Genomic DNA, 26899 nt, shown 5'->3' on the forward strand with positions numbered 1-26899 from the left:
CTCAGCCCAGAAACAACCGGTACGCTGGGTTTTCGCTCTCGTCCCAATACGGGTAACCGATCTCGTCCAGCGCTGCGCCCACCAGATGCCGCTCTTCCTCCGGCACTACCAGACCAGCGACCACACGGCCGTCTGCTGCGCCGTGGTTGCGGTAGTGGAACATCGATATGGTCCAGCGTCCGCCCAGGCGGTTGAGGAAGTTGAACAGCGCGCCCGGTCGCTCCGGGAATTCGAAACGCAGCACCACTTCATCGTCGACGCGCTCGGCATGGCCGCCGACCATGTGGCGGATGTGCAGTTTGGCCAGTTCGTTGTCGGTCAGGTCCAGCACCGGAAAACCCTGCCCGGTCAGGCTGGCGATCAGCGCGCTGCGCGGGTCGTTCTCGGGATGGGTCTGCACGCCGACGAAGATGTGCGCCTCGCGATCGGTGTGGTAGCGGTAGTTGAATTCGGTAATTTGGCGCTTGCCGATGGCTTCGCAGAACGCCTTGAAGCTGCCCGGCTGCTCGGGAATGGTCACGGCGATGATTGCTTCACGGCCTTCGCCCAGCTCGGCGCGCTCTGCCACGTGACGCAAACGGTCGAAGTTGACGTTGGCCCCTGAATCAATCGCCACCAGCGTCTGGCCGCTGACGCCGCGCTGCTCGACGTATTTCTTGATCCCGGCCACGCCCAGCGCGCCGGAGGGCTCGGTGATCGAGCGGGTGTCGTCGTAGATGTCCTTGATTGCCGCGCAGATTTCGTCGGTGCTTACGGTGATCACTTCGTCGACATAATAACGGCACACTTCAAAGGTGTGATGGCCGATCTGCGCCACCGCCACACCATCGGCAAACAGCCCGACCTGGCTCAATACCACCCGCTCGCCCGCCGCCATCGCCGCTTGCAGGCAGTTGGAGTCATCCGGCTCTACACCGATGACCTTGATCTCCGGGCGCAGGTATTTGACGTACGCCGCGATACCCGCAATCAGACCGCCGCCACCGACCGGTACGAAGATAGCGTCCAGTTGCCCCGGCTGCTGGCGAAGAATCTCCATCGCCACGGTGCCTTGCCCGGCGATGGTGTCGGGGTCGTCATACGGGTGGATGTAGACGAAGCCCTGTTCGTCGACCAGCTTCAGCGAGTAGGCCAGCGCTTCCGGGAATGAATCGCCGTGCAGCACCACCGTGGCGCCCCGCGAGCGCACGCCCTCGACCTTGATTTCCGGGGTGGTGCGCGGCATGACGATGGTCGCCAGAATGCCCAGTTCGCGTGCCGCCAGTGCCAGTCCTTGTGCGTGATTGCCCGCCGAGGCCGTGACCACGCCGCGTGCGGCCTCTTCTGCGGTCAATTGCGCCAGCTTGTTGTACGCGCCGCGAATCTTGAAGGAGAACACCGGCTGGAGGTCTTCGCGCTTGAGCAATACCTGGTTTCCCAGCCGCTCGGACAGCTGGCGAGCGCCGTGCAGCGGGGTTTCGACCGCCACGTCGTACACGCGGGAGGTGAGGATTTTCTTGACGTAGTGTTCGAGCATCGGGGCGGCATCACTGACGAAGCGGGCAAGGTCGGGAAGTCTACCCTGCGTGCCGAAAGACGACCATACGAATGACAGGGCTTTGCAGCGCAGTCGCCGCTATAATGCGGGCCTTTTTTACATACCCCCTCTTTTACCTACATCAGGCACCGTGGAGCCCGCATGACCCAGGATCAACTCAAACAGGCAGTCGCCCAGGCAGCTGTCGACTTCATCCTTCCGAAGCTCGATGACAAAAGCATTGTGGGCGTCGGCACCGGCTCCACGGCCAATTGCTTCATTGATGCACTGGCTAAACACAAGGCGGCATTCGATGGCGCGGTCGCCAGCTCGGAAGCCACCGCCGCGCGCCTCAAGGGCCATGGCATTCCGGTCTATGAGCTGAACACGGTCAGCGACCTGGAGTTCTATGTCGATGGTGCCGATGAAAGCGACGAGCATCTGAACCTGATCAAGGGCGGCGGCGCGGCGCTGACACGCGAGAAAATCGTCGCAGCAGTGGCCAAGACCTTTATCTGCATCGCCGACGGCAGCAAGCTGGTGCCGGTGCTGGGCGCATTTCCGCTGCCGGTCGAGGTTATCCCGATGGCGCGCAGCCACGTAGCTCGCCAACTGGTCAAACTGGGCGGCGACCCGGTCTATCGCGAGGGCGTTCTGACCGACAACGGCAATATCATCATTGATGTGCACAACATGAGCATCACCAACCCGGTGGAGCTGGAAGCGAGCATCAACGCCATTGTCGGCGTGGTCACCAATGGCCTGTTCGCCGCTCGCCCGGCTGATCTGCTGCTGCTCGGCACTGCTGAAGGCGTGAAGCCCCTGAAGCGCTGATAAAACCGGTCATGCCCACGCAAGGTGGGCATGTACCTCACAGGCTCAAGGCTTGCGGAATACGTAAAACAGGTTCGGCTCGCTCACCAGATACAGCGTTCCCTCTGCGTCCATGGCCATCCCTTCAGCCTGCGGCACGCCCTTGCTCAGGCCCATCGCCCCTTTTGCCAGTGAGCTGCTGCCAATCGGGTGACCACTGGTGTCAAGTTCGAGAATCCGCTTCGACTCATCGGACAAGGCCAGCAGGTGGCCGCTGATCTCATCGAATTGCAGGCTGGAAAGATCACGAACCGAAAGTCGGCCATCGCGCTTGCTGTTGGCAATGACCTGCAGGTTGCCGGGGGCCTGAAGATCGGTCTTTGGAAAGCCACGCACTTCAATGATCTGCACCGGGTCACGCTCTCTGGCGACAAACAGGCGCCTGCCGACCGAATCATAGGCCAGCCCTTCATAGCCTTTATTGCCGCTGGTACTTATCCCCAGCGTCAGTTGCTCGGCATCGGCGGCGTTCAGGCTTTTTGTGCTGTCATCCACATGAATCTGAATCAGCCGCAGTTGACGCTCGTCGCTGATGACGTAAACGCCGGGGCTGATGTATTCGACAGCTTCGGCATCGCCGAAACCAACCAGCGGAATGCGCCGCAACACCTTGCCATCCAGGCTCAGTTCGACCAGTTCGGGGTTCTGGTTGGTCACCGTGAACAGGCTCTTGCGGTCCGGGTCGTAGCTGAGGCCGGAAACATCATCCTCAAGCCCCTCGATCACCTTTTCTTCTGTCACGACACGATACTGATCGAGCCCGATGGAATGGAGCGAGTCGGACTGCCAGAAAACTTGCCAGTCGAACAGCACGCGCTCCACGTAGCGGTATCGCTCATTGGCGAGCATGAACAGCACCGCCAACGGAACAAGGGCCAGAAGCAGGAGTAAAGAGCGGGTAGAACGACGCATTGAGGTGACTCGGACAGGTTGAGCGGGCGGCATTGATACCACGCCATTCTGAAAGCAAACTTAATGGCGCAGTGCTATTTGATTATCAGCTATGTGGCTGCCGTCCTGGCTCAGTGCTTGCGAAACGAATAGAACAGGTTCGGTTCGCTGACCATGTACAACGTCCCGGCTTCATCCAGCGCAACACCTTCTGCGCGTGGAATCGTATTCTTCAAGCCATTCATACCGCCCAGCAGGGTCATGAAGCTCACCTGCTCGCCCTGTTCGTCGACTTCCAGCAACAGATGCGAATCGGCAGAGAGCGCCAGCATGTGGCCGGTACGCGGGTCGATGCTCAGCGAGGAAAGGTTGCGCATGTCCAGAGAGCGGTTCGGGAGTTTCTGCTTGTCGCCGTTGAGCACATCACTGCCGTTACTTTGCCAGGTGAACAGCGCCGGTGGACGTTCTTCACCGAGCAGCAACTGCTGGCGACGCGGGTCCCAGGCAATGCCTTCGAAACCCTTGTTCTGGTTTGCAGACTTGCCCAGTTCGTACTGGGGGAAATCCGCGATGTTCAGGGTGCTGGTATCGGCCGTCACCTTGACGATGGTCAGCTTGTGCTGACGCTCATCGGTAATCGCGATCAACCCGTCATTCATGACGGCAACCCCCTCTGGATTGCTCCAGCCCACCAGCGGAATCTTGCGCAAGACATCGCCGGTGAGCGTCAACTCCACCAGAAATGCATTCTTGCCCATGACCGCAAACAGCGTTTTGGTGGCCGGGCTGTAGGACAGATCAGAAGCCTCGTCCTTTTCCATGCCCGGCAGCGCCTTGGCATCGATATCTACGTGATAGTCCGGCAGCCAGATACTTGCGCTGCGCTCTTCGTTGCTCTCGAACCGTTCCTTGAGCCAAAGCAGCCCGCGATCATCCCAATGCATGATGTGAGACAGGCCATAGCCCAGCACGACAGCCAGCAGCAGCCACGAATACCAACGCAGTGTGCGTATGAAGGCGAAGCGTTTTTTTGCGCGAGAGGGCGTTGAGGCAGGAAGGGCCATTCAAGTATTCCTGAGCAGATGAGACTTCATGACGACATGGGTGCCCGCACGGGTCGGCGGGATTATCCAGAGCAGGTGTGAAAAAAACGCAAAATCGACTGAACTATCAACCACCGGATAAACAAAAGCCACCCGAGAATGACCTCGTGTGGCTTTGGGTACTGCAGCAAGCGGCTGCGCAGTTAGCGAACGACGCTGCTGAACGGCGCCTGCCCAACCAGCTCCAGGACGATTTCGTCACCGGCCTCAAATGGCCCCACGCCAGCAGGCGTGCCGGTCATGATCAGGTCACCGGCCTGCAACGAGAAGTTGGCTGCCATGTGCTGGATCATCGGCACAATCGGGTTGAGCATCAGGCTGCTGTTACCGTCCTGCACCACTTTGCCGTTGATGGTCAGACGAATGCCGATATCTGTCAGGTCAGTAAAGGTGCCAGCCGGAACGAAAGGCGGGATCACTGCAGCGCCATCAAAGCACTTGGCCAGCTCCCACGGCAGGCCCTTCTCACGCAGACGCGACTGGACATCACGCAGGGTCAGGTCCAGACCGGGCGCAAAGCCGCTGATCGCGTCGAGCACTTCTTCACGGGACGGATTCTTGCTCAAGGGCTTGCCGATCAGGACAACGATCTCTGCTTCGTAATGCACCGAGCCGCGGTCTGCCGGAATAGTGAAACTGTCTTCCAGCGCAACCACTGCGCTGCCGGGCTTCATGAACAGCAATGGTTCGGTAGGCACCGGGTTGCCCAGCTCCTTGGCGTGCTCGGCATAGTTACGGCCGATGCAAACCACCTTGCCCAGCGGGAAGTGGATGTTGGTGCCATCGACATATTTGTGCTGGTAGCTCATGACGTCTCCTGAGGCTGATAAGTGTGGCGTGGCTGTTTTAGCGTGGCGATGCACCATACGACAGGCATCAAACGGCGAATATTTTCCCCGGATTCATGATGCCATTGGGGTCGAACACCGCTTTCAACGCTTTCATGTATTCGATTTCGACCGGCGAGCGACTGTACGTCAAATAGTCGCGCTTGGTCATCCCGACCCCGTGCTCGGCGGAAATCGAGCCGTTGTACTTTTCGACAGTCTCGAATACCCACTTGTTGACCCGGGCACATTTGACGAAGAACTCGTCCTTGTCGAGGCTTTCGGGCTTGAGGATGTTCAAGTGCAGGTTGCCGTCGCCGATGTGGCCGTACCAGAGCACTTCGAAGTCAGGATAGTACTTGGCGACGATGGCATCGATTTCAGCCAGAAATTCCGGTACTTTCGAGACAGTGACCGAGATGTCGTTCTTGTACGGGGTGAAGTGCGAGATGGTTTCGGATATGTATTCGCGCAGCTTCCACAGGTTGCGCAACTGCTGTTCGCTCTGGCTCATCACCCCGTCCAGCACCCAGCCCTGCTCCACGCAATGCTCAAAGGTCGCCAGCGCCTGATCGGCCAGGTCTTCGGTGGTCGCCTCGAACTCCAGCAATACATAGAACGGGCATGGCGTGTCGAAGGGCGACGGTACGTCACCGCGCGCCATGACGCGGGCGAAGGATTTGTCGGAGAAGAACTCGAACGCCGTCAGGTCGAGCTTGCCGTGAAAGGCATGCAGCACCGGCATGATCGAGTTGAAGTCAGAGGTGCCCAGCACCATCGCGGTGAGGTTCTTCGGCGCACGATCAAGGCGCATGGTGGCTTCGACAACAAAACCCAGCGTGCCCTCGGCACCGATGAACAGTTGTCGCAGGTCATAGCCGGTGGCGTTCTTGATCAGGTCCTTGTTCAGCTCCAGCAGATCACCCTTGCCAGTGACCACTTTCAGGCCCGCGACCCAGTTGCGGGTCATACCGTAGCGAATGACCTTTATCCCGCCGGCATTGGTGCCGATATTGCCGCCGATCTGGCTGGAGCCCGAAGAGGCAAAGTCGACCGGGTAATAAAGGCCGCTTTCTTCAGCCAGCGCCTGCAACTGGCGAGTGATCACACCGGGCTGGCAGACTGCCGTACGGTCGGTCAGATTCAGCTCCAGCACCTGATTCATGTAGTCGAACGAAACGACCACTTCACCGTTGGCTGCCACTGCTGCCGCAGAAAGCCCGGTGCGCCCGCCAGACGGCACCAGCGCCACACGCCGCTGGTTGGCCCAGCGCACGATCGCCTGCACTTGTTCGGTGGTTTTGGGAAACACGATAGCCAGTGGCGCGGGGGTGAATTGTTTGGTCCAGTCCTTGCCGTAAGTCTGCAGAGAATCGGCATCGGTCAGCACCTTGCCGGTGTCAACCAGGGTCTGCAGCTCATCAATCAAAGCGCGATCAGTCATGGACTCAACTCTCGAACAATTCATGGGCATCCTGAGAACGGTTCACGTTACGGGATGAGGTTTCGCGGGGCTCATATGCTAGCATACGCCCCCCGTGAGTCGTGCCCAGAGCCGAACCGGGCACCCCCTGCCAATTTTCTTCGGGACACAGGTTTACGCAGATGAGCAAGACTTCCCTCGACAAGAGCAAGATCAAGTTCCTTCTTCTCGAAGGCGTCCATCAGTCCGCTGTCGACGTCCTCAAGGCAGCCGGCTACACCAGCATCGAGTACCACACCAAGTCTCTGCCGGAAGCCGAACTGAAAGAAAAGATCGCCGACGCACACTTCATCGGTATCCGCTCCCGCACTCAGTTGACTGAAGAGCTGTTCGATTGCGCCAAGAAACTGGTTGCCGTCGGCTGCTTCTGCATCGGCACCAACCAGGTTGACCTCAATGCAGCGCGTGAGCGTGGTATTGCAGTGTTCAATGCGCCCTACTCCAACACCCGTTCGGTCGCCGAACTGGTACTGGCCGAAGCCATCCTGCTGCTGCGCGGTATCCCCGAGAAGAACGCTTCCTGCCACCGTGGCGGCTGGATCAAAAGCGCGGCCAACTCTTTCGAAATCCGTGGCAAGAAACTCGGCATCATTGGCTATGGCTCGATCGGTACGCAACTGTCGGTGCTGGCCGAAGGCCTGGGCATGCAGGTGTACTTCTACGACACGCTGACCAAGCTGCCACTGGGCAACGCGACTCAGGTGTCCAGCCTGAACGAGCTGCTGGGCATGTCCGATATCGTTACCCTGCACGTGCCGGAAACCTCGGAAACCCAGTGGATGATCGGCGAAAAAGAAATTCGCGCGATGAAAAAGGGCAGCATCCTGATCAACGCGGCTCGCGGCACAGTCGTTGAGCTGGACGCCCTGGCCGACGCGATCAAGGACAAGCACCTGATCGGCGCTGCAATCGACGTGTTCCCGGTCGAGCCACGCTCGAACGACGACATCTTCGAAAGCCCGCTGCGTGGCCTGGACAACGTGATCCTGACCCCGCACATCGGTGGTTCCACTGCCGAAGCGCAGGCCAACATCGGTCTGGAAGTCGCAGAAAAGCTGGTCAAGTACAGCGACAACGGTACCTCGGTGTCGTCGGTCAACTTCCCGGAAGTGGCCTTGCCTGCTCACCCTGGCAAGCATCGCCTGCTGCACATCCACGAGAACATCCCGGGCGTGCTCAGCGAGATCAACAAGGTCTTCGCCGAGAACGGCATCAACATCTCCGGTCAGTTCCTGCAGACCAACGAGAAAGTCGGTTACGTGGTCATCGACGTCGACGCCGAGTACTCGGATTTGGCACAAGCCAAGCTGCAACAGATCAAAGGCACCATCCGCAGCCGCGTTCTGTTCTGATCGCCCTGATCAGCGTGCCCATGCTCTGCATGGGCGCGCCTTCCGCTACAAGCCCCCTCAAGATCGGACGCAGAGCGTCCAGAACTGCATGCCCACGCGGAGCATGGGCACGATAAGTATTCTTCCAGGCTCCAGCGTGGGAGTGCCGTTCGTGACGCTTGGCGTCACACAAGCACTGACAGCCCTACTTCACATTGATCGTGATCTTCTTTGACTCGACCGACGGGTTCAGCGGCATATGGCCTTTGTCGCCCATCAGCAATTGCAATGTGTGCTGACCAGGCGGCAGGTTGATTTCGGTTTCGGTCTGGCCCTTGCCGAAGTGGCGGATGTTGTCACTGACCGGCAGCGGCGCATTCATCGACGGCTGGTCCTTCACGTCGATCAGCAGGTGATGGTGACCGGTCTCGGGAACATCGACACCCGCAGGCGCGACACCCATGCCCTTGAGGCCGAATTGCACCGTGAACGGTGAGGTGACGGTTTCACCGTCCTTGGGCGAGATGATGTACACCTCGGCGCCTTCAGGGGATGCAGTGCGTGGCATATCGGCGGCGCTGACCAGCATGGATGCGCTGAGCAACAGGCCCGCGACCATCGTTCCAGAAAATAAGGATTTCATGATTGCTCCGATTACAGTTGACGTAAGTCGACCCTCACACAACAAATCCGTCGGTTCAGGAGTGCTCACGATAGACCGCAGCCGGGCTCAATGGCTCACTGCATTGATGAAACAGTTTTCATGAACGGGCTACAGGTCACTGGAACAACTCATTGCTGCGGCGCCTGAACCAGCCTGTCAGTGACAGTCGATCACGGCTGGCAGGCATGACTTCGTGGGGAATATCACCGGACAGAAAAACCACCAGGCAACCGCCTGTAGGCTGGACGTCGTAAGCTACATCGTCCTTGAGATACATACGCAACTGGCCGCCATGCTCGGGCAGCCAGGCATTGTTGAGGTAGAGCACCGCCGACACCATGCGCTTGTCATCATCGCGAAAGCGATCCACATGCCTGAGGTAGCGGGCACCCGGTGGATACAGCGCAAAATGGCTTTCATAGTCCTCCAGCCCCAGAAAAAGGCCGCGATTGAGCGCCTGACGCAGGCTTTCCATCAATTCCAGATAGCTGTCGCAACACTGCACCTGCCCCGCTTCAAGCCACTGAATGCGGTCACCACGAATGCCTTCGCGTATTTCCTGCGCTACCCCCTTGCCAATAGCGGCAGGCTCCAGCTCACCTTCGGCAGCACGTTTTCGGCACTCTTGCTCAAGTTCAAGAGTCAGAGCTTCGGGCAGGAAAACATTCTGCTGCGACCAGCCGTTGGCGGCCAGGTCGTCGACGATTCGCAACAGCAGTGGGTGGTCAGAGGGTATGCGCATGGCGTGCATAGTATCGATAAGCCATGAAATCTGACAGAGGCGTATACATGCAGTATCACACGCGTGAGATTTCACTCGCTGGCGGCACTCATAACTCGACAAATCCACGCTAACACCCGGAGAATAGCGGCCTGCCGACAGGAGTCCCCAATGCGTCGTTTGTTTGTTTTGCTGTTGATGTTCTGCACCTCCCCTGCCTGGGCAGACAGCTACGATCAGTTGTACAAGGCCGCAGGCTGGCCGGAACAGCGCGCGCATTTCAACGATGCTCTCAAGGCTGCCCAACAGCGCTACAGCAACAACCTGCCGCCTGCGGTTTATCAAGCGCTGGTCAATAACAGCAATCAGCGTTTTTCCCCACAGGCCATGGATCAGCGCGCGTCCAGGCGCCTGCGTGAAAGCCTCAAGGACCCCAAGCCCTCGCTGCAATTCTTTCAGTCGCCGTTGGGCCGCAAGATCGTCAACGCCGAGCTGACCGCCACCCGCGCCGACCAGTTAGCCAAGCACGCGCAAGGGCTGCCACATATCGAAGCGGATGCCACGCGTCAGTTGCTGATTGGCCACCTGGCCCAGGCGCTGCCAGCCAGACAGGCCGGGGCGGAAGTCAGCCTGGCCATCGCAGGCGTTGCCGCCGACAGCCTGAGCCAGATGATTCCCGGCCTGTTGGGCGGCGGTCAGGCGCAAGGCATGCTCGAAGGCCAGCGCGAAAGGCTGATGGCGCAGATCAGCGCCGACCTGAACAACACGCTGCTGTATGTGTACCGCGACCTGTCCGACCCTGAACTTGAAGAGTTCTCGACCTTCGCCGAGTCGCCGGAAGGCAAAGCCTATTATCAGGCCGCACTGGCTGCGATTCGCGCCGGTCTGGCCGTCGGGCAGAGTGCGTCGAGCCTGAACCCCTGATCGGTACCGACGGCTTAGCGCAAACGCCCTTCCAGAAAATCAAAGTACCTTGCCCGTAACTCCGGCGATTCATTGGCCAGATGATGCCGGGCGTGCCCCAGCATCAGGATTTGTGGCTGGCTGAACTTGCCTTTCAGAACCGTGAGGTTGTGAGACCAGTCGACCGTCATGTCTGCGTCACCTTGAATGATCAACGGGCTGCGCAGGCTGCGCGGCGCGCGCTCAATACGCACGATCCATTGCGACAACGCGCCGACCCAGGCCGTGGGCAGCCGCAGCGGCTGTAACGGATCGGCCATCAGAAAAGGCAGGAACGCGGGCGCATTGGAGTTTTCGGTGAAACGCCGGGCAATGCCGTTTACGAACGGTTTGAGCAGGTGATAACTCAACCGCGACCATCCCCAGGCCCTTGGCCTGACCAGCGGTGCCAGCAGGATCACCTCACCTTGCGCAGGCGTGTCATGCCCCTGATGAAGCAGGTGATCGGTCACGATGGCCCCACCCATGCTTTGTCCGCACAGGTGCCAGGGATGTGGCAGGCCAAGGCCTTCGGCTTCGAGCAGCAGGCGTTGCAACACCAGTTGGTATTCGGCGAAGTCATTGATACAGGCGCGACTGCCGCTCGACAGACCATGCCCCGGCAGGTCGCAGGCGATCACGGCAAAGCCTTGCTCCAGAGCCCACTCGATTACATGCCGGTACAGGCCCATGTGGTCATAGAAGCCGTGAAACAGAAACAGCGTGGCGACCGGATTGTCAGGCAGCCAGACCTGCCCGACCACCTCATAGCCCGCCACATCGAGGCGCCCCAGCCAGCTGCGTATGACGTTTTCGCCACACAGTCCGGCAAGACCGTAGAAGCGCTGATAAGCCAGTCCCTCCATGGAAAGCGGATCAATAACGCTCAGCGGCAGCAGGCTGGCACGCAGGTTATCGGGGTCGAACGTGACGGACATGTGGTTTCCAGATTTCAACAAATGACTCGTAAAGTTGTGTAACGATATTCTTCTGTCTGCCCCGGCATGGCAAGCTAAGCGGCTGTAATCGCAGACATCTGTCATTGAACGTGCACATTGCTGTCTGCACATTGGGCGATGCTCGCGAGCTCACCTGCCCGAATTCGCCCTGAAGCCGTTTCGAACGGGCTCTTGTATCGGGTTTCATCGAATCAACTGCGTCACAACGATAGTCTTAATTCCCGCCTACGCCATTTACAGAGAAACCGGATGAAACGCAGCCTCTTCATTCTAGCCATCATCTTCGCCCTGCTTGCGGGTGGCGCGGGCTGGTACGTAAATAGCAAACTGCCGGTACGTGACGGCGAGATCGCCATGAGCCGTCTTCAGGCCCCCGTCACCCTGCGCTACGACGAGCGTGGCGTGCCGCACATCCGCGCCGAGAACGAAGCCGACCTTTACCGCGCGCTCGGCTATGCCCATGCTCAGGACCGGCTGTTCCAGATGGAAATGCTGCGTCGCCTGGCACGCGGTGAGCTGGCAGAAGTACTGGGGCCGAATCTGCTCGAGACCGACAAGCTGTTTCGCAGCCTGCGCATTCGTGAACATGCGGATGCGTATGTCGCACACCAGGACAAGAACACCCCCACCTGGAAAGCGCTGGAAGCCTACATCGACGGCATCAACCAGTATCAGGATACCCACGCAAGGCCCATGGAGTTCGACGCGCTGGGCATTCCCAGACGACCGTTCACCACAGAAGACACGGTCAGCATCGCCGGCTATCTGGCTTACAGTTTTGCTGCGGCGTTCAGAACCGAGCCACTTCTGACCTACGTCCGCGACCAGCTCGGCCCGGAGTACTTGAAAGTCTTCGACCTGGACTGGCACCCGGACGGCATGCTCGACTCGAAACCGGCACTGGCCGACGCCGACTGGAAGGGTCTGAATCAACTGGCGCAGTTGAGTCACAAGACGCTTGAAGATGCTGGCCTGCCGCAATTCGAGGGTAGCAACGCCTGGGTGATTTCCGGCAGCCGCACGCAAAGCGGCAAGCCGATTCTCGCGGGCGACCCGCACATCCGCTTCTCGGTGCCTTCGATATGGTACGAAGCGCAGCTATCGGCGCCGGGTTTCGAACTGTACGGGCACTTTCCGGCGCTCAACCCGTTCGCACTGCTGGGCCATAACATGGATTTCGGCTGGAGCCTGACCATGTTTCAGAACGACGACGTGGATCTGATCGCCGAGAAGACCAACCCGGACAACCCGAATCAGGTCTGGTACCACGGGCAATGGGTGGACATGAAACGCACCGAGCAGCAAATCACCGTCAAGGGCCAGGCCCCGGTCACACTGACGCTGCTCGAATCGCCGCACGGACCGATCGTCAACAATGTGATGGGCAAGAACGCCGGCCAGACGCCAATCGCGATGTGGTGGTCGTTTCTGGCATCCGCCAATCCGGTGCTGGACGGTTTCTATGAGACCAACCGCGCCGATACGCTGGACAAGATGCGTAGCGCGGCCGAGAAGATTCAGTCGCCGGGCCTCAATATCGTCTGGGCCAACGCCAAAGGCGATATCGGCTGGTGGGCGGCCGCGCAACTGCCGATCCGTCCGCAGGGCGTCAACCCCACTTTCATTCTGGACGGCAGCACGGCACAGGCCGATAAGCTCGGCTTTTACCCGTTCAGCGCCAACCCGCACGAAGAAAACCCGGCGCGTGGCTACATCGTGTCCGCCAATTTCCAGCCGCTGTCGCCGACCGGCATGCAGATTCCCGGCTATTACAACCCGGCCGAGCGCGGCCAGGAACTGAACCGGCAACTGAGTGACTCCACCATCAAGTGGGACCTGGCAGCCAGCAAGGCGCTGCAATTGGGCACGCAGACCGATTACGCACCAAGCATTCTCAAACCGTTGATTCCGGTACTGCGCAGCGTCGTCAGCGACCCGGACGAACTCGCCCTCGTGGAGCGGCTGGCCAGCTGGAAAGGCGATTACCCTGTTGATTCGGTGGGTGCCACACTGTTCAACCAGTTCCTGTTCGACCTGACTGAAGAAACATTCCACGACGAGCTGGGCGATACAATGTTCGAGACGCTGCTGTCGACCCGCGTACTGGACGCCGCCCTGCCGCGTCTGGCCGCCGACGCCGATTCGCCGTGGTGGAACAATCGCAATTCACCCCATGAAGAAAGCCGCGCCAATACCGTCAAGGTAGCCTGGCGAGCCAGCGTGTCGCATTTGCGGTCGCTGTACGGCACCAACCCGGATGAATGGGTGTGGGGCAAGGCGCACACCCTTACTCAGGGGCATCCGATGGGGTCGCAAAAGCCGCTGGACATGATCTTCAACGTTGGCCCGTATGCCGCGCCGGGCACCCATGAAGTGCCGAACAACCTGTCATCCAGCATCCGCCCTGCCCCATGGCCCGTCGGCTACGGCCCCTCGACCCGCCGCCTGATCGACTTCGCCGACCCGGCGCACAGCCTGGGGATCAATCCGGTGGGACAAAGCGGCGTGCCGTTCGACAAGCATTATTCGGATCAGGCCAAGGCGTTTGTGAGTGGCGAGTACGTGCCACAGCGCTTCAGCGAGAAGGACGTGGCTGAGCATACGGAAGGGGTTTTGCGGCTGGTGCCGGGGGCGTAGAGACACTCTCTGTGCCGAACCCGGAAATGAGGCTTCTCGTGGGAGCGAGCTTGCTCGCGAACTGTCGGGAACCGACAGTGAAACCTTCACGTGCGGTACATCAGGCACAACCGGGTTTGACCATCGTGCCAATGCTCCGCGTTGGCATGCCTTTCGTGACGCTCCGCGTCACAAGTCTGCGTAGCACCGCGCTATCGAGATCGGACGCAGAGCGTCCAGAGCTGCGCTCCCACGCTGGAGCGTGGGAGCGATAAACCCAGATAGCTAGTTGCTGCCGGTACCCGGCAGTTCGCGAGCAAGCTCGCTCCCACGCAGTCCGGGCACGATCAGGTCTTCACGCAGCCGGAGCACGCCTCGGATCAGGCTGCTTCCAGGCGTCTGCCGCGCTTTCCTCGATAGCCTGCTGGATCGCACGCTTGCGGTTGTTTTCGGCGCGGCGGGTGAAGAACCAGACCAGAAAGGTTGCCAGTGACACGGCCAGCAGGATCAGGCTCGCCACGGCGTTGATTTCAGGCTTCACGCCCAGACGCACGGCAGAGAACACTTCCATCGGCAAGGTTGTCGAGCCCGGCCCGGAGACGAAGCTGGCGAGCACCAGGTCGTCCAGTGACAGTGCAAACGACATCATGCCGCCGGCTGCCAGCGACGGCGCGATCATCGGGATGGTGATCAGCAAGAACACCTTCCACGGACGCGCCCCCAGATCCATCGCCGCTTCTTCAATCGACAGGTCCAGCTCACGCAGCCGCGCCGATACCACAACTGCCACGTAGGCCGCGCAGAACGTCGTGTGCGCAATCCAGATGGTCATGATGCCGCGCTCCTGCGGCCAACCGATCAATTGCGCCATGGCGACGAACAGCAGCAACAGCGAGAGGCCGGTAATCACTTCGGGCATTACCAGCGGCGCAGTTACCAGCCCGCCAAAGAACGTCCGGCCCTTGAAGCGACTGATGCGGGTCAGCACAAACGCAGCCATCGTCCCCAGCGCCACCGCAGCAACGGCGGTATAGCAGGCGATTTCCAGCGAACGCATCACCGAGCCCATCAGTTGCGAGTTGTCCAGCAGGCCGACGTACCACTTCACCGACCAGCCGCCCCAGACCGTCACCAGTTGCGAGGCGTTGAACGAGTAGATGACCAGAATCACCATCGGCGCATAGATGAACAGCAAACCCAGAACGAGCATCAGGTTCGAGAATCGAAAGCGGTTCATGCCTTGCCCTCCAGTTCTTTGGCCTGACTGCGGTTGAACAGGATGATAGGCACGATCAGCACCAGCAGCATGATGACTGCCAGCGCCGAAGCCACCGGCCAGTCACGGTTATTGAAGAATTCCTGCCACAGCACGCGGCCGATCATCAGGGTTTCCGGGCCACCCAGCAGCTCGGGAATCACGAACTCGCCGACCACCGGAATGAATACCAGCATGCAGCCGGCGATCACACCGTTCTTGGACAGCGGTACGGTGATTTTCCAGAAACTGTTGAAGGTGCTCGAACCCAGGTCGGACGCGGCTTCCAGCAGGCTGGTGTCGTGCTTCACAAGGTTGGCGTACAGCGGCAGGATCATGAACGGCAGGTAGGAATAGACAACGCCGATGTACACCGCCAGGTTGGTGTTGAGGATCTGCAACGGCGCGTCGATCAGCCCGAGCCACATCAGGAATGCATTGAGCAGCCCGTTGTTGCTGAGGATGCCCATCCAGGCGTAGACGCGGATCAGGATCGCCGTCCAGGTCGGCATCATGATCAGCAGCAACAGCACGGTTTGCAGGTCTTTACGGGCGCTGGCGATGGCATAGGCCATCGGATAGCCGATCAGCAGGCACAGCAAAGTGCTGATGAAGGCCATTTTCAGCGAGCCCAGATAGGCCGAAACATACAGGTCATCGCCACTGAGCAAGGTGTAGTTGGCGAAGTTGAGGACCATCTGCAGCTTTTCGTCGGCGTAGCTGAAGATCTCGGTGTATGGCGGGATCGCGACGTCGGCTTCGGCGAAGCTGATCTTGAGTACGATCAAAAACGGCAAGGCAAAGAACAGGAACAGCCAGAGGAACGGCACGCCGATGACCATCTGCCGCCCGTTCGGCTTTATGCGCTCGAACGCGCGCTTGATCTTGCGGATTTTCATGAGCGCAGTACCACGCCGCTGTCGTCTTCCCACCACACGTAGACTTCATCGCCCCAGGTAGGCCGCGCGCCCTGACGCTCGGCGTTGGCGACGAACGACTGCACCAGTTTGCCGCCCGGCAGCTCGACGTAGAACACCGAATGACCGCCCAGGTAGGCGATGTCGTGGACCTTGCCGCGCGACCAGTTGTATTCGAAGCCGGGTTGCTCAGTGGTAACCAGCAGTTTTTCCGGACGCAAGGCGTAGGTGATGTGCTTGTCTTCCACCGACGTACTGACGCCGTGGCCGACATAGATATTGCGCTCCAGCTCCGGGCTGCGGATCAGCGCGTGGGCTTCCATGTCTTCGATCACGTCACCTTCGAACAGGTTGACGCTGCCGATGAATTCGCAGACCAGACGGCTGGTCGGGGTTTCGTAGATGTCGATCGGGCTGCCGATCTGCGCGATCCAGCCCAGGTGCATGATTGCGATGCGCTCGGCCATGGTCATGGCCTCTTCCTGATCGTGAGTCACCATCACACAAGTCACGCCGACGCGCTCGATGATCTCTACCAGTTCCAGTTGCATCTGCGAACGCAGTTTCTTGTCCAGCGCGCCCATCGGCTCGTCGAGCAGCAAAAGCTTGGGCTTTTTGGCCAGCGAACGGGCCAGGGCCACACGCTGACGCTGACCGCCGGACAGCTGATGCGGCTTGCGCTTGGCGTACTGGGTCATCTGCACCAGCTTGAGCATCTCCGCCACGCGGGCTTCGATTTCCGGCTTGGCCAGCTTGTCCTGTTTCAGGCCAAAGGCGATGTTGTCCGCGACGGTCATGTGCGGGAACAGTGCGTAGGACTGGAACATCATGTTGATCGGACGTTCGTACGGCGGCATGTCTGTAATGTCGACGCCGTCGAGGTAGATACGCCCCTCGGTCGGGCGCTCGAAACCGGCCAGCATACGCAGCAGTGTGGACTTTCCGGAACCGGAGCCGCCAAGCAGGGCGAAGATCTCGCCCTTGTTGATTTGCAGGGAAACGTCGTCCACCGCAATCGTCTCGTCGAACTTCTTCGTGACCCGATCGATCCTGACCAGCACCTCTTTGGGTTGCTGACCGCCTTCGATGGCTTTCTTGTAGGCGCCGGAGGCAACTGCCATGGGTGAAACTCCCAACAGGTAGGCAACCCGGCCCATATGACCGGGTGCTGGATTTTTATTTGCCCGACTTGACCTTGGTCCAGCTGCGGGTCATCAGACGTTGCACCTTGGGTGGCAACTCGCTGTTCACGAACAGGCGGTCCAGCACTTCCTGAGGCGGGTAAACCGCTGCATCGGTGCGGATTTTCTGGTCCATGAACTCGCCGGAGGCGGGATTGGGGTTGGCGTAGCCGACTTCATCGCTGACCTTGGCGATCACCTTGGGGTCGAGCATGTAGTTGATGAAGGCACTGGCTTCCTTGATGTTTTTCGAGTCCGCCGGGATCGCCAGCATGTCGAACCACAGGTTACCGCCCTCTTTCGGGATGCTGTAGGCGATCTTCACGCCCTTGCCCGCTTCTTCAGCCCGGGATTTGGCCTGGAACACATCCCCCGAAAAACCTGCGGCGACGCAGATGTCGCCGTTAGCCAGGTCGGTGATGTATTTGGACGAGTGGAAATAGGTCACGTAAGGACGAATCGCCAGCAGCTTGGCTTCGGCCTTCTTGTAATCAGCTTCCTTGGTGCTGTTGGGGTCCAGCCCCATGTAGTTGAGCACCGCAGGCAACATCTCATCGGCGGAGTCGAGAAACGCTACGCCACAGCTGGAGAGCTTCTTGATGTTTTCCGGCTCGAACAGCACCGCCCAGGAGTCGATCTTGTCGACGCCCAACACGGCCTTGACCTTTTCGACGTTGTAACCGATGCCGTTGGTACCCCACAGGTACGGCACGGCGTATTGGTTACCCGGATCGTTCTTCTCCAGACGCTTGAGCAGCGCCGGGTCGAGATTCTTGTAATTGGGCAGCAGCGACTTGTCGAGCTTCTGGAACGCACCGGCCTTGATCTGCTTGCCGAGGAAGTGATTGGACGGCACCACCACGTCATAACCTGTGCGTCCGGCGAGCAGCTTGGCTTCAAGGGTTTCGTTGGAGTCGAACACGTCATACATCGGCTTGACGCCGGTAGCGGCTTCGAAGTCCGCCAGGGTGGTCTTGCCGATGTAATCGGACCAGTTATAAATATGCACGGTGGACTCAGCCTGGGCACTGATCGACAGTGTCAGCCCGGCAGCCGCCAGCAAGGCTTTGGAGAGAATAGAAATAGACAAAGAATGAGTCCTTTTAACAGAGGGGCCTGAGCGCCGGAGGGCGTCCGGAAAACCAAACCGGCGCGCAACTTACCGTCTATGAGCCCAACCAGCAAAGGTTTAGGCAATATTCCTGTCTGCTGGCCGCTGCGCGGCCGAGGCTACGCAGCATCCACAGGTTTGATGACAGGCTTATTTACCTGATTTTATCTTGGTCCAGCTGCGGGTCATGATCCGCTGCGTGGCAGCAGGCAGGTCCGCGATTGCATACAGTTTGGCCTGTACGTCGGCAGGCGGATAAACGCCAGGGTCACTGGTGATTTCCTTGTCGACCAGCGCCGTTGCTGCCGCGTTACCGTTCGGGAAGCGCACTGCGTTAGTGATTTCAGCCATGATTTCCGGTTTCATCAGGAAGGTCATGAACTTGTAGGCACCTTCGACGTTTTCGGCATCCTTGGGAATGGCGACCATGTCGTAGAAGCTACCGGCACCTTCTTTGGGGATGTTGTAAGCGACTTTTACCTTGCCACCGGCTTCGGCAGCACGGGACTTGGCCTGATAGATATCACCCGAGTAGCCGACTGCGACGCAGATGTTGCCGTTGGCCAGGTCCGAGATGTACTTGGACGAGTGGAAATAGCCAATCGACGGACGAATCTTCATGAACAGCGCTTCAGCTTCGGCGAGCTGCTTCTTGTCCTGAGAGTCGGTCGGGTAGCCCAGGTAATGCAGGGCAATCGGCAGCATTTCGGTCGGCGAGTCGAGGAAGCTGATGCCGCATGATTTCAGCTTGGCAGCGTTCTCGGGCTTGAACAGCAGATCCCACGAGTTGACCGGCGCGTCAGCACCCAGTGCGGCCTTGACCTTGTCCGGGTTGATGCCGATACCGATCGAGCCCCACATGTACGGGAATGCGTGCTTGTTGTCCGGGTCGCTGACCGACACGGCCTTGAGCAGCGATTCGTTGAGGTTCTTCCAGTTCGGCAGCTTGGACTTGTCCAGCTCCTGATAAACGCCGGCCTTGATCTGCTTGGCCAGGAAGTTGTTGGACGGCACAACGACGTCATAGCCGGACTTGCCGGCGAGCAATTTGGCTTCCAGCGTCTCGTTGCTGTCGAAAACGTCGTAGACCACCTTGATGCCCGATTCTTTCTCGAACTTGGCAACGGTGTCCGGCGCGATGTAATCGGACCAGTTATAGACGTGCAGCACTTTATCATCGGCCTGCGCAGCGGCGGCCACAACGCCCATCAGGGACAGCGCGAGAAGGGTCTTGCCAAATTTTTTCATGCGTAGCTCCAATGTATTTTTATCACTGACCGTCAGTTAGCGGCGTGTAGCCATTAGTCTGGCAACTTCCTGGGCAGGCTTTCAAGCCGACACCCGTTAAACAATGCACATTGCGCTTGAATCGACGCTTTTTTCCACGTTTTCAGCCCTGCAATACCGCCAGCGTCAGATCCAGGCATTTGCGAGCCTTTTCCACCAGTTCGTCGATTTCCGCAAAACTGATCACCAGTGGCGGCGCAATGATCATCGTGTCGCCCACGGCCCGCATGATCAGGCCATTATCGAAGCAGAAGGTTCGACAGATCATTCCGGCGCCCTTGTCGGTGTAGCGCTCGCGAGTGACCTTGTCCTTCACCAGTTCGATGGCCCCCAGCAGCCCGACGCCACGGACCTCGCCCACCAGCGGATGATCGCTCAACTCACGCAAACGCTTTTGCAAATACGGTGCCGTTTCCGACTTGACCCGTTCGACGATCCTTTCTTCGCGCAGGATACGTATGTTCTCGAGCGCAACGGCTGCCGCCACCGGATGCCCGGAGTAGGTAAAGCCATGATTGAAATCACCACCCTCGTTGAGCACCGCAACGATTTCATCACGCACGATCAGGCCGCCCATCGGCACGTACCCGGAGGTGAGCCCTTTGGCGATGGTCATCATGTCGGGTTTGAGGCCATAAAAATCGCTACCGAACCACTCACTGGTGCGGCCGAAGCCACAAATCACCTCATCGGCGGCGAACAGGATGTCGTAGCGGGAAAGGATCTCCTTGATCTTCGGCCAGTAGGACTCGGGCGGCACGATCACACCGCCTGCGCCCTGAATCGGCTCGGCAATGAACGCACCGACGTTCTCGACGCCCAGCTCGAGAATTTTCTTTTCCAGTTGCTCGGCAGCCCAGATGCCGAACTCGTCCGGCGTCATGTCGCCGCCTTCGCCGAACCAGTAGGGCTGAGGAATGTGCACAACACCCGGAATAGGCAGGTCGCCCTGCTCGTGCATGTAGGTCATGCCGCCCAGGCTGGCCCCGGCGACAGTGGAGCCGTGGTAGCCATTGACGCGGCTGATGATGGTTTTCTTGTTCGGCTGGCCTTTGAGAGCCCAGTAATGACGAACCATACGTAGCATCGTGTCATTACCTTCGGAGCCTGAACCGGTGAAGAACACGTGGTTCATGCCCTGCGGAGCGATTTCGGAAATGGCTTTGGCCAGCTCCAGCACCGGCGGGTGGGCGGTCTGGAAAAACAGGTTGTAATAAGGCAGCTCACGCATTTGTTTGCTGGCAGCGTCGGCCAGTTCTTCGCGGCCATAACCGATGGCTACGCACCACAGGCCGGACATGCCATCGAGGATCTTGTTTCCCTCGCTGTCCCACAAATAAACGCCCTCGGCACGGGTAATAATGCGCGGGCCTTTCTCTTTCAATTGTTTGTAGTCGCTGAACGGTGCCAGGTGATGTTCGCTGCTCAAGGCCTGCCATTCGAGGGTTTGCGGATTATTGTGGGCACTCATGCAGCACTTCCTTTAATTCAGGTCAGTTATCAGAGCGCCGCACACCTGCTGCTGCGGCGCTCTGCGGGATCAGACGGCGAAGAGCAGGAATTCCCGCTCCCACGAGCTGATCACGCGCTTGAAGTTTTCATGCTCGGCGCGCTTGACCGCGACGTAACCGATGATGAACTTCTTGCCTAGGTACTTCTCGATGGTCTTGCTGTTTTCCATGCGTTCCAGCGCGTCTTCGATGGTCAATGGCAGGCGCAGGTTGCGACGCTCGTAGCCACGCCCGACCACCGGCGCACTCGGGTTGATACCTTCAACCATGCCGATGAACCCGCACAGCAGGCTGGCGGCAATGGCCAGATAAGGGTTGGCATCGGCACCTGGCAGACGGTTTTCGACACGACGATTCTGCGGCACGGCGTCCGGCACGCGCAGGCCGACGGTACGGTTCTCTTCGCCCCACTCGACGTTCACCGGTGCCGAGGTGTCAGGCAGAAAGCGGCGGAACGAGTTGACGTTGGGGGCGAACAGCGGCAACAGCTCGGGTATGAACTTCTGCAGACCACCGACGTGGTTCAGAAACAGCTCGCTCATGGTCCCGTCTTCATTGGAGAAGATGTTCTTGCCGGTCTCGATGTCGATGATGCTCTGGTGCAAGTGCATGGCACTGCCCGGTTCGCCGGTCATCGGCTTGGCCATGAAGGTCGCCGCAACGTCGTGCTTGAGCGCGGCTTCGCGCATGGTGCGCTTGAACACCAGAATCTGGTCGGCCAGCGACAGGGCATCACCGTGACGGAAGTTGATTTCCATCTGCGCCGTGCCGTCTTCGTGGATCAGCGTGTCCAGGTCCAGATTCTGCAGTTCGCACCAGTCATAGACGTCTTCGAACAGCGGATCGAATTCGTTGGCCGCTTCGATCGAGAACGACTGACGCCCGGTTTCCGGTCGCCCGGAGCGCCCGATCGGTGGCTGTAGCGGATAGTCCGGGTCGTCGCTACGCTTGGTCAGGTAGAACTCCATCTCCGGCGCCACGATTGGCTGCCAGCCCTGATCGGCGTAAAGCTTGAGGACCTTCTTCAACACGTTGCGCGGCGACAGCTCGATGGGGTTGCCCTGCTTGTCGTAGGTGTCGTGAATCACCTGCGCAGTGGGCTCGACCGCCCAGGGCACCAGATACACCGCGTTCTGGTCGGGACGGCAGATCATGTCGATGTCTGCCGGGTCCAGCAGCTCGTAGTAGATATCGTCTTCTACGTAGTCGCCAGTCACCGTCTGCAACAGCACGCTTTCAGGCAGGCGCATGCCTTTTTCAGCGATGAACTTGTTGGTCGGCGAGATCTTGCCGCGGGTGATGCCGGTAAGGTCGGACATCATGCATTCGACTTCGGTAATCTTGTGTTCTTTCAACCAATCGGTGAGCTGGTCGAGGTTGGTACTCATAAATACCTCAGGGTTTTATTGTCCTGATCGTGATCAGGCGTTCCAGACGCATCGGCGTCATGTTGTACAACTCGTTTCGGCAGACGCCGATTAGGGGTAAGGTGACAGCTGCGGGGCCGGATTTCCAGACGGCCGCGGTCACACTGACGAAGCCGTTATAGTGGTAATGTCGAGCATTGAGAGTAGAGCAGACTGGCTTCGATAGCCGTTCAGGGATGTCGCAAGGTGTGGCAACCCACCACGAGCACCGATATCACAGGCATGATGAGCGCTGTACGGGCTTGATAGTCGCGTGTCGACCAGGGAAAGGTGAAGCATTGGACCCCCGCTATTGTTGCTCTACTGGGTTGCGATCGAGCTTAGCCTCGTTCATTTTTTTATACAACAACCCGTTAAAAATAGAAGACAGGCCGCTCTAGCTCGTATTTAACAGCGGTCAGAAACGGAATAAAACGCCCTAAATAGCGGCAAAAAAGGCCATATGGCGCAGTTTTAGGGCAAAAAAGGCTCTATTGACTTCATCATGGCTTTCGGATTGACTGAGATCCGCAATCATTGATGATTGATATTTTTAACAACAAAGGTGTTGCATCATGTCGGTACCCCCGCGTGCCGTTCAGCTTAACGAAGCGAACGCGTTCCTTAAGGAACATCCTGAGGTTCTGTACGTTGACCTTCTGATTGCAGATATGAATGGTGTGGTGCGTGGCAAACGCATCGAACGCACCAGCCTCCATAAGGTTTACGAGAAGGGCATCAACCTGCCTGCCTCTTTATTTGCTCTGGATATCAATGGCTCCACGGTGGAAAGCACCGGCCTGGGCCTGGATATCGGTGATGCTGACCGAATCTGTTATCCCATCCCTGACACCCTGTGCAACGAGCCATGGCAAAAGCGCCCTACCGCGCAATTGCTGATGACCATGCACGAACTCGAAGGCGATCCGTTTTTCGCCGACCCGCGTGAAGTATTGCGTCAGGTCGTCGCCAAATTCGACGAGATGGGCCTGACCATCTGCGCCGCATTCGAGCTGGAGTTCTACCTGATCGATCAGGAGAACGTGAACGGTCGCCCACAACCGCCCCGCTCGCCTATTTCCGGCAAACGCCCGCATTCGACACAGGTCTACCTGATCGACGACCTCGACGAGTACGTCGACTGCCTTCAGGACATACTTGAAGGTGCGAAGGAGCAAGGGATTCCTGCCGACGCCATCGTCAAGGAAAGCGCCCCGGCCCAGTTCGAAGTCAACCTGCACCACGTTGCCGACGCTATCAAGGCGTGCGATTACGCTGTGCTGCTCAAGCGCCTGATCAAGAACATCGCCTACGATCACGAGATGGACACGACCTTCATGGCCAAGCCCTATCCGGGTCAGGCGGGTAATGGTCTGCACGTTCACATCTCGATCCTGGATCGCGATGGCAAGAACATCTTCACCAGCGAGGATCCCGAGCAGAACGCCGCATTGCGTCACGCAATCGGCGGTGTGCTCGAGACCCTGCCGGCACAAATGGCTTTCCTGTGCCCGAACGTCAACTCGTATCGCCGGTTCGGTGCGCAGTTCTATGTGCCCAACTCGCCCACTTGGGGCCTGGACAACCGCACGGTCGCCGTTCGTGTACCGACCGGCACCGCCGACGCGGTACGTATCGAACACCGCGTTGCCGGTGCCGATGCCAACCCGTATCTGGTAATGGCTTCGGTCCTGGCGGGCGTGCACCACGGCCTGGTCAACAAGGTCGAACCAGGCGCGCCGGTAGAAGGCAACTCGTACGAGCAACACGAACAAAGCCTGCCGAACAACCTGCGCGACGCACTGCGCGAGCTGGACGACAACCCGGTGATGGCCAAGTACATCGATCCAAAATACATCGACATTTTTGTCGCCTGTAAAGAGAGCGAGCTGGAAGAGTTCGAACACTCCATCTCCGACCTCGAGTACAACTGGTACCTGCATACGGTCTGATTGAAGCCGAGTAATACAAAACGCCGCAAAGCCTTGAGCTTTGCGGCGTTTTTGTTTGCGTCCGGAACACTCCTCGTTCCTCACGCTCCGCGTGGGAATGCCGTGGATGACGCTCCGCGTCACAACTCTGAGGCGCGCCGCATGCTCAAAATCGGACGCAGAGCGTCCAGAAATGCGCTACCACGCGGAGCGTTGGAGCGATAACTGTATGTGACGGCAAGCTAAAACACGATCAAGATTCGTTCAGACAGAATGCCTTACAATAACCACCAGTCCATCCAAGAGCCGCCTCCATGACACGCGCCGCTGCACCTCGTAAACCTCAAGCACGCAGCCAGGCCAGGATCGATTCGATTCTCGACGCCGCGCGTACGTTGCTCGCCGAGCAAGGGGTGGCCAGCCTGTCGATTTACAGCGTGGCCGAACGCGCAGGTATTCCGCCCTCCTCGGTGTACCACTTCTTCGCCAGCGTTCCGGCGCTGCTTGAAGCGCTGACAGCCGATATTCACGCGGCTTTCCGCGCGTCGCTGCAGGCACCTATCGATCACGACCAGCTCTCTACCTGGCGCGACCTGTCGCGTATCGTCGAACTGCGCATGCTGGCCATCTACAACGCCGACGCTGCCGCCCGCCAATTGATCCTCGCCCAGCATGGGCTTACCGAAATCAACCAGGCCGACCGCCAGCACGACATAGAGCTGGGGCATTTGATGCTTGAGGTCTTTGACCGTCACTTCCAGTTGCCTGCGCTGCCGGATGACGTGGACGTGTTTGCGCTGGCGATGGAACTGGGGGATCGCGTGTATGCGCGATCAGTGCAATTGCATGACGAGATTACACCGCGCATGGCTGAGGAAGGGATGCGGGTGTTTGATGCTTATTTGGGGTTGTATTTGCCGGTATTTTTGGGGAAGCGAGTTATTTAAAGCTCACTATTCACGGATATCCTTCACAACTTCAGAATAAGGCGTAAAACGTTTGCTATATTTTTTTTCTCGCTCGATAAGCCTGGCGCTCAGAGCATTGTACCTCTCAGGATCAAAAGCACTGGTTCCTTTCGACGCCTCCATTAATTCGAGCGCTTTCACTGTAACGTCTAACTCTTTTCGGAAGGTTGTTTCTGCGAACTTGAGTAAGCCTGCCTTGCGCTGTTCATCTGTACCAGATTTATAAAGGTGATTAAAAGCTTTACGTGTTTCTTTATAACTTCTGACCATAGATTTTAAAGTCCCGCCTGCACTCGGACCAACAGACGAGCTGGAAATTGAACTTGTACTTGCCAAGCCCTCACCTGTTGATGACGCAATGGGAAGCGAGGGAGTTGACGAAACAGTAGTAGAGGAATATGGCAAATCATCAACAATGCTAGACAACTGTGATAACGGTATTTTTTTAGGCGCCCGTATAATTATTCCGGCCCGTACTAATTTATCAAACAACGCCGCACTTATATGCCCCGACGGATCCCCAAACCCAACCGGATCCCCACCCACATAACCATAAGTATTCAACCCTCCCTCGCCAAACGGGCTCAGACTGTCCGGGCTGTTAAACCGCATCAACACCGGGTTATAAGCCCGATACCCATTCCCCAGCAGATAATGCCCGGTCGCCGGATCTCGTCGCTCGCCATTGAAACCCAGCAAACTGGTTAGTCCGCTTTCAGCCGGATGATGTCCGTAGACGCTATACGCCACAGACTCAACCCCAGTGTTATCCACAAGTTGCAAAACTGAACGTTGCTGATCGGTCGCCAGCAGCGTCGTGTCCACTAGATCATCAACGTGCCGCTGTTGAGCCAATAGCCGGTCTTCATGCTGAAAGACCGTGCTCCGTAAAGCACCCTGAATCTCGGTCGCCAGAACGTTCTTCTGATAGAAGCGCTGGATATCTTCCTGCCCCGCCAGCGAGCTGGAAGCCAGACGGTCCAGCGGGTCGTAGCGATAGCGGCATAAAACTGCTTGGGCTGAAGAGGTCATGGCTGATGCTTCAAATAGAACCAGCCATCAGCATCCAGCAAAACCGATACTTCGCCTACCTCACATAATTGCTAGGTAAACAGCAAAAAACCCCGGAGGGCCAGGACCGTCCGGGGTGTTTTTTACCCATTGTTTACAGCTTGGCGATGGAGACTTCTGTCGACTTCACGAAGGCGATGACTTCGCTGCCGACGACCAGCTCCAGCTCTTTTACCGAGCGGGTGGTGATGACCGAGGTCACAACGCCGGAAGCGGTCTGTACGTCGATTTCCGACAGTACATCGCCGTGGACGATTTCCTTGATGGTGCCTTTGAACTGGTTGCGAACGTTGATGGCTTTGATAGTCATGGCATGTCTTCCTTTGGGGATCAGG

23 protein-coding genes are annotated in these 26899 nt (G+C 58.5%); 6 read left to right on the top strand and 17 right to left on the bottom strand.

Going from position 1 to position 26899, the window contains the following annotated elements; translation table 11 throughout:
- Position 1 precedes the first annotated feature (1 nt).
- Entirely contained in the window at positions 2-1516 is a 1515-nt protein-coding gene (gene ilvA / locus KP808_RS24140; protein ID WP_230017071.1) for a threonine ammonia-lyase, biosynthetic, read from the bottom strand.
- 162 nt (positions 1517-1678) lie between these two features.
- Here ilvA and rpiA point away from each other — a divergent pair, with 162 nt between their 5' ends.
- Positions 1679-2350 (top strand): ribose-5-phosphate isomerase RpiA, encoded by a 672-nt coding sequence (rpiA, locus tag KP808_RS24145; protein WP_058400085.1) that lies wholly within the window; start codon positions 1679-1681, stop codon positions 2348-2350.
- 45 nt (positions 2351-2395) lie between these two features.
- Here rpiA and KP808_RS24150 read toward each other — a convergent pair whose 3' ends face one another.
- The 4 genes from KP808_RS24150 to KP808_RS24165 form a co-directional block, all read right to left on the bottom strand.
- Positions 2396-3301, bottom strand: coding sequence for an SdiA-regulated domain-containing protein (locus KP808_RS24150; protein ID WP_230017072.1), 906 nt, complete (start codon positions 3299-3301; stop codon positions 2396-2398).
- Between the two features lie 110 nt (positions 3302-3411).
- On the bottom strand, positions 3412-4344 hold the full coding sequence (locus KP808_RS24155; protein WP_230017073.1) for an SdiA-regulated domain-containing protein: 933 nt from the start codon (positions 4342-4344) through the stop codon (positions 3412-3414).
- 182 nt (positions 4345-4526) lie between these two features.
- Positions 4527-5192, bottom strand: a complete 666-nt coding sequence (locus tag KP808_RS24160) for a fumarylacetoacetate hydrolase family protein (protein ID WP_058400082.1) — start codon at positions 5190-5192, stop codon at positions 4527-4529.
- Positions 5193-5259: 67 nt separating this feature from the next.
- Positions 5260-6654, bottom strand: coding sequence for an FAD-binding oxidoreductase (locus KP808_RS24165; protein WP_230017074.1), 1395 nt, complete (start codon positions 6652-6654; stop codon positions 5260-5262).
- 161 nt (positions 6655-6815) lie between these two features.
- Here KP808_RS24165 and serA point away from each other — a divergent pair, with 161 nt between their 5' ends.
- The gene (serA, locus tag KP808_RS24170; RefSeq protein ID WP_002555754.1) at positions 6816-8045 is read left to right on the top strand and encodes a phosphoglycerate dehydrogenase; all 1230 of its coding nucleotides are present in this window, start codon (positions 6816-6818) and stop codon (positions 8043-8045) included.
- Between the two features lie 184 nt (positions 8046-8229).
- Here serA and KP808_RS24175 read toward each other — a convergent pair whose 3' ends face one another.
- Complete coding sequence (locus KP808_RS24175) at positions 8230-8667, bottom strand: DUF4399 domain-containing protein (RefSeq protein WP_057453652.1); 438 nt, start codon at positions 8665-8667, stop codon at positions 8230-8232.
- A 136-nt stretch (positions 8668-8803) separates the two neighbouring features.
- The gene (locus KP808_RS24180; RefSeq protein ID WP_193601293.1) at positions 8804-9439 is read right to left on the bottom strand and encodes a 2OG-Fe(II) oxygenase; all 636 of its coding nucleotides are present in this window, start codon (positions 9437-9439) and stop codon (positions 8804-8806) included.
- 141 nt (positions 9440-9580) lie between these two features.
- Here KP808_RS24180 and KP808_RS24185 point away from each other — a divergent pair, with 141 nt between their 5' ends.
- Positions 9581-10333 (top strand): DUF2059 domain-containing protein, encoded by a 753-nt coding sequence (locus KP808_RS24185; RefSeq protein ID WP_058400080.1) that lies wholly within the window; start codon positions 9581-9583, stop codon positions 10331-10333.
- Between the two features lie 14 nt (positions 10334-10347).
- On the opposite strand, the gene KP808_RS24190 is transcribed toward KP808_RS24185, so the two are convergent.
- Entirely contained in the window at positions 10348-11289 is a 942-nt protein-coding gene (locus tag KP808_RS24190; RefSeq protein WP_219170568.1) for a phospholipase BipL, read from the bottom strand.
- 270 nt (positions 11290-11559) lie between these two features.
- Between KP808_RS24190 and KP808_RS24195 the strand changes: the two genes are divergently transcribed.
- Complete coding sequence (locus KP808_RS24195; RefSeq protein ID WP_230017075.1) at positions 11560-13947, top strand: penicillin acylase family protein; 2388 nt, start codon at positions 11560-11562, stop codon at positions 13945-13947.
- A gap of 334 nt (positions 13948-14281) precedes the next feature.
- On the opposite strand, the gene KP808_RS24200 is transcribed toward KP808_RS24195, so the two are convergent.
- The 7 genes from KP808_RS24200 to KP808_RS24230 form a co-directional block, all read right to left on the bottom strand.
- A complete protein-coding gene (locus tag KP808_RS24200) occupies positions 14282-15163 on the bottom strand; it encodes an ABC transporter permease subunit (protein WP_003318275.1) in 882 nt (293 codons plus the stop codon).
- Positions 15160-16080, bottom strand: coding sequence for an ABC transporter permease subunit (locus KP808_RS24205; protein ID WP_003372160.1), 921 nt, complete (start codon positions 16078-16080; stop codon positions 15160-15162). Before KP808_RS24205 ends, KP808_RS24200 begins: the two co-directional genes overlap by 4 nt.
- Positions 16077-17219 (bottom strand): polyamine ABC transporter ATP-binding protein, encoded by a 1143-nt coding sequence (potA, locus tag KP808_RS24210; protein WP_230017076.1) that lies wholly within the window; start codon positions 17217-17219, stop codon positions 16077-16079. The genes KP808_RS24205 and potA overlap by 4 nt, the downstream gene beginning before the upstream one ends.
- A gap of 55 nt (positions 17220-17274) precedes the next feature.
- Positions 17275-18369: a polyamine ABC transporter substrate-binding protein gene (locus tag KP808_RS24215; RefSeq protein WP_230017077.1), complete on the bottom strand. Its 1095-nt coding sequence runs from the start codon at positions 18367-18369 to the stop codon at positions 17275-17277.
- 171 nt (positions 18370-18540) lie between these two features.
- Positions 18541-19638: a polyamine ABC transporter substrate-binding protein gene (locus KP808_RS24220; RefSeq protein ID WP_230017078.1), complete on the bottom strand. Its 1098-nt coding sequence runs from the start codon at positions 19636-19638 to the stop codon at positions 18541-18543.
- Positions 19639-19780: 142 nt separating this feature from the next.
- Positions 19781-21148 carry an aspartate aminotransferase family protein gene (locus tag KP808_RS24225; protein ID WP_230017079.1) on the bottom strand — a complete coding sequence of 456 codons (1368 nt, stop codon included), beginning with the start codon at positions 21146-21148 and terminating at the stop codon, positions 19781-19783.
- A gap of 69 nt (positions 21149-21217) precedes the next feature.
- The gene (locus KP808_RS24230; RefSeq protein ID WP_002555767.1) at positions 21218-22576 is read right to left on the bottom strand and encodes a glutamine synthetase family protein; all 1359 of its coding nucleotides are present in this window, start codon (positions 22574-22576) and stop codon (positions 21218-21220) included.
- A 593-nt stretch (positions 22577-23169) separates the two neighbouring features.
- Between KP808_RS24230 and KP808_RS24235 the strand changes: the two genes are divergently transcribed.
- Both KP808_RS24235 and KP808_RS24240 read left to right on the top strand, forming a co-directional pair.
- Positions 23170-24546: a glutamine synthetase family protein gene (locus tag KP808_RS24235; protein ID WP_003413528.1), complete on the top strand. Its 1377-nt coding sequence runs from the start codon at positions 23170-23172 to the stop codon at positions 24544-24546.
- A gap of 293 nt (positions 24547-24839) precedes the next feature.
- Positions 24840-25472: a TetR/AcrR family transcriptional regulator gene (locus KP808_RS24240; RefSeq protein ID WP_219170578.1), complete on the top strand. Its 633-nt coding sequence runs from the start codon at positions 24840-24842 to the stop codon at positions 25470-25472.
- Positions 25473-25478: 6 nt separating this feature from the next.
- Here the strand turns inward: KP808_RS24240 and KP808_RS24245 are convergent, their stop codons facing one another.
- Entirely contained in the window at positions 25479-26525 is a 1047-nt protein-coding gene (locus tag KP808_RS24245; RefSeq protein WP_230017080.1) for an RHS repeat-associated core domain-containing protein, read from the bottom strand.
- A gap of 133 nt (positions 26526-26658) precedes the next feature.
- The gene (locus KP808_RS24250; protein ID WP_002555770.1) at positions 26659-26874 is read right to left on the bottom strand and encodes a TOBE domain-containing protein; all 216 of its coding nucleotides are present in this window, start codon (positions 26872-26874) and stop codon (positions 26659-26661) included.
- Positions 26875-26899 lie beyond the last annotated feature (25 nt).

Source organism: Pseudomonas savastanoi, from assembly GCF_020917325.1.
GTDB classification, from domain to species: domain Bacteria; phylum Pseudomonadota; class Gammaproteobacteria; order Pseudomonadales; family Pseudomonadaceae; genus Aquipseudomonas; species Aquipseudomonas amygdali.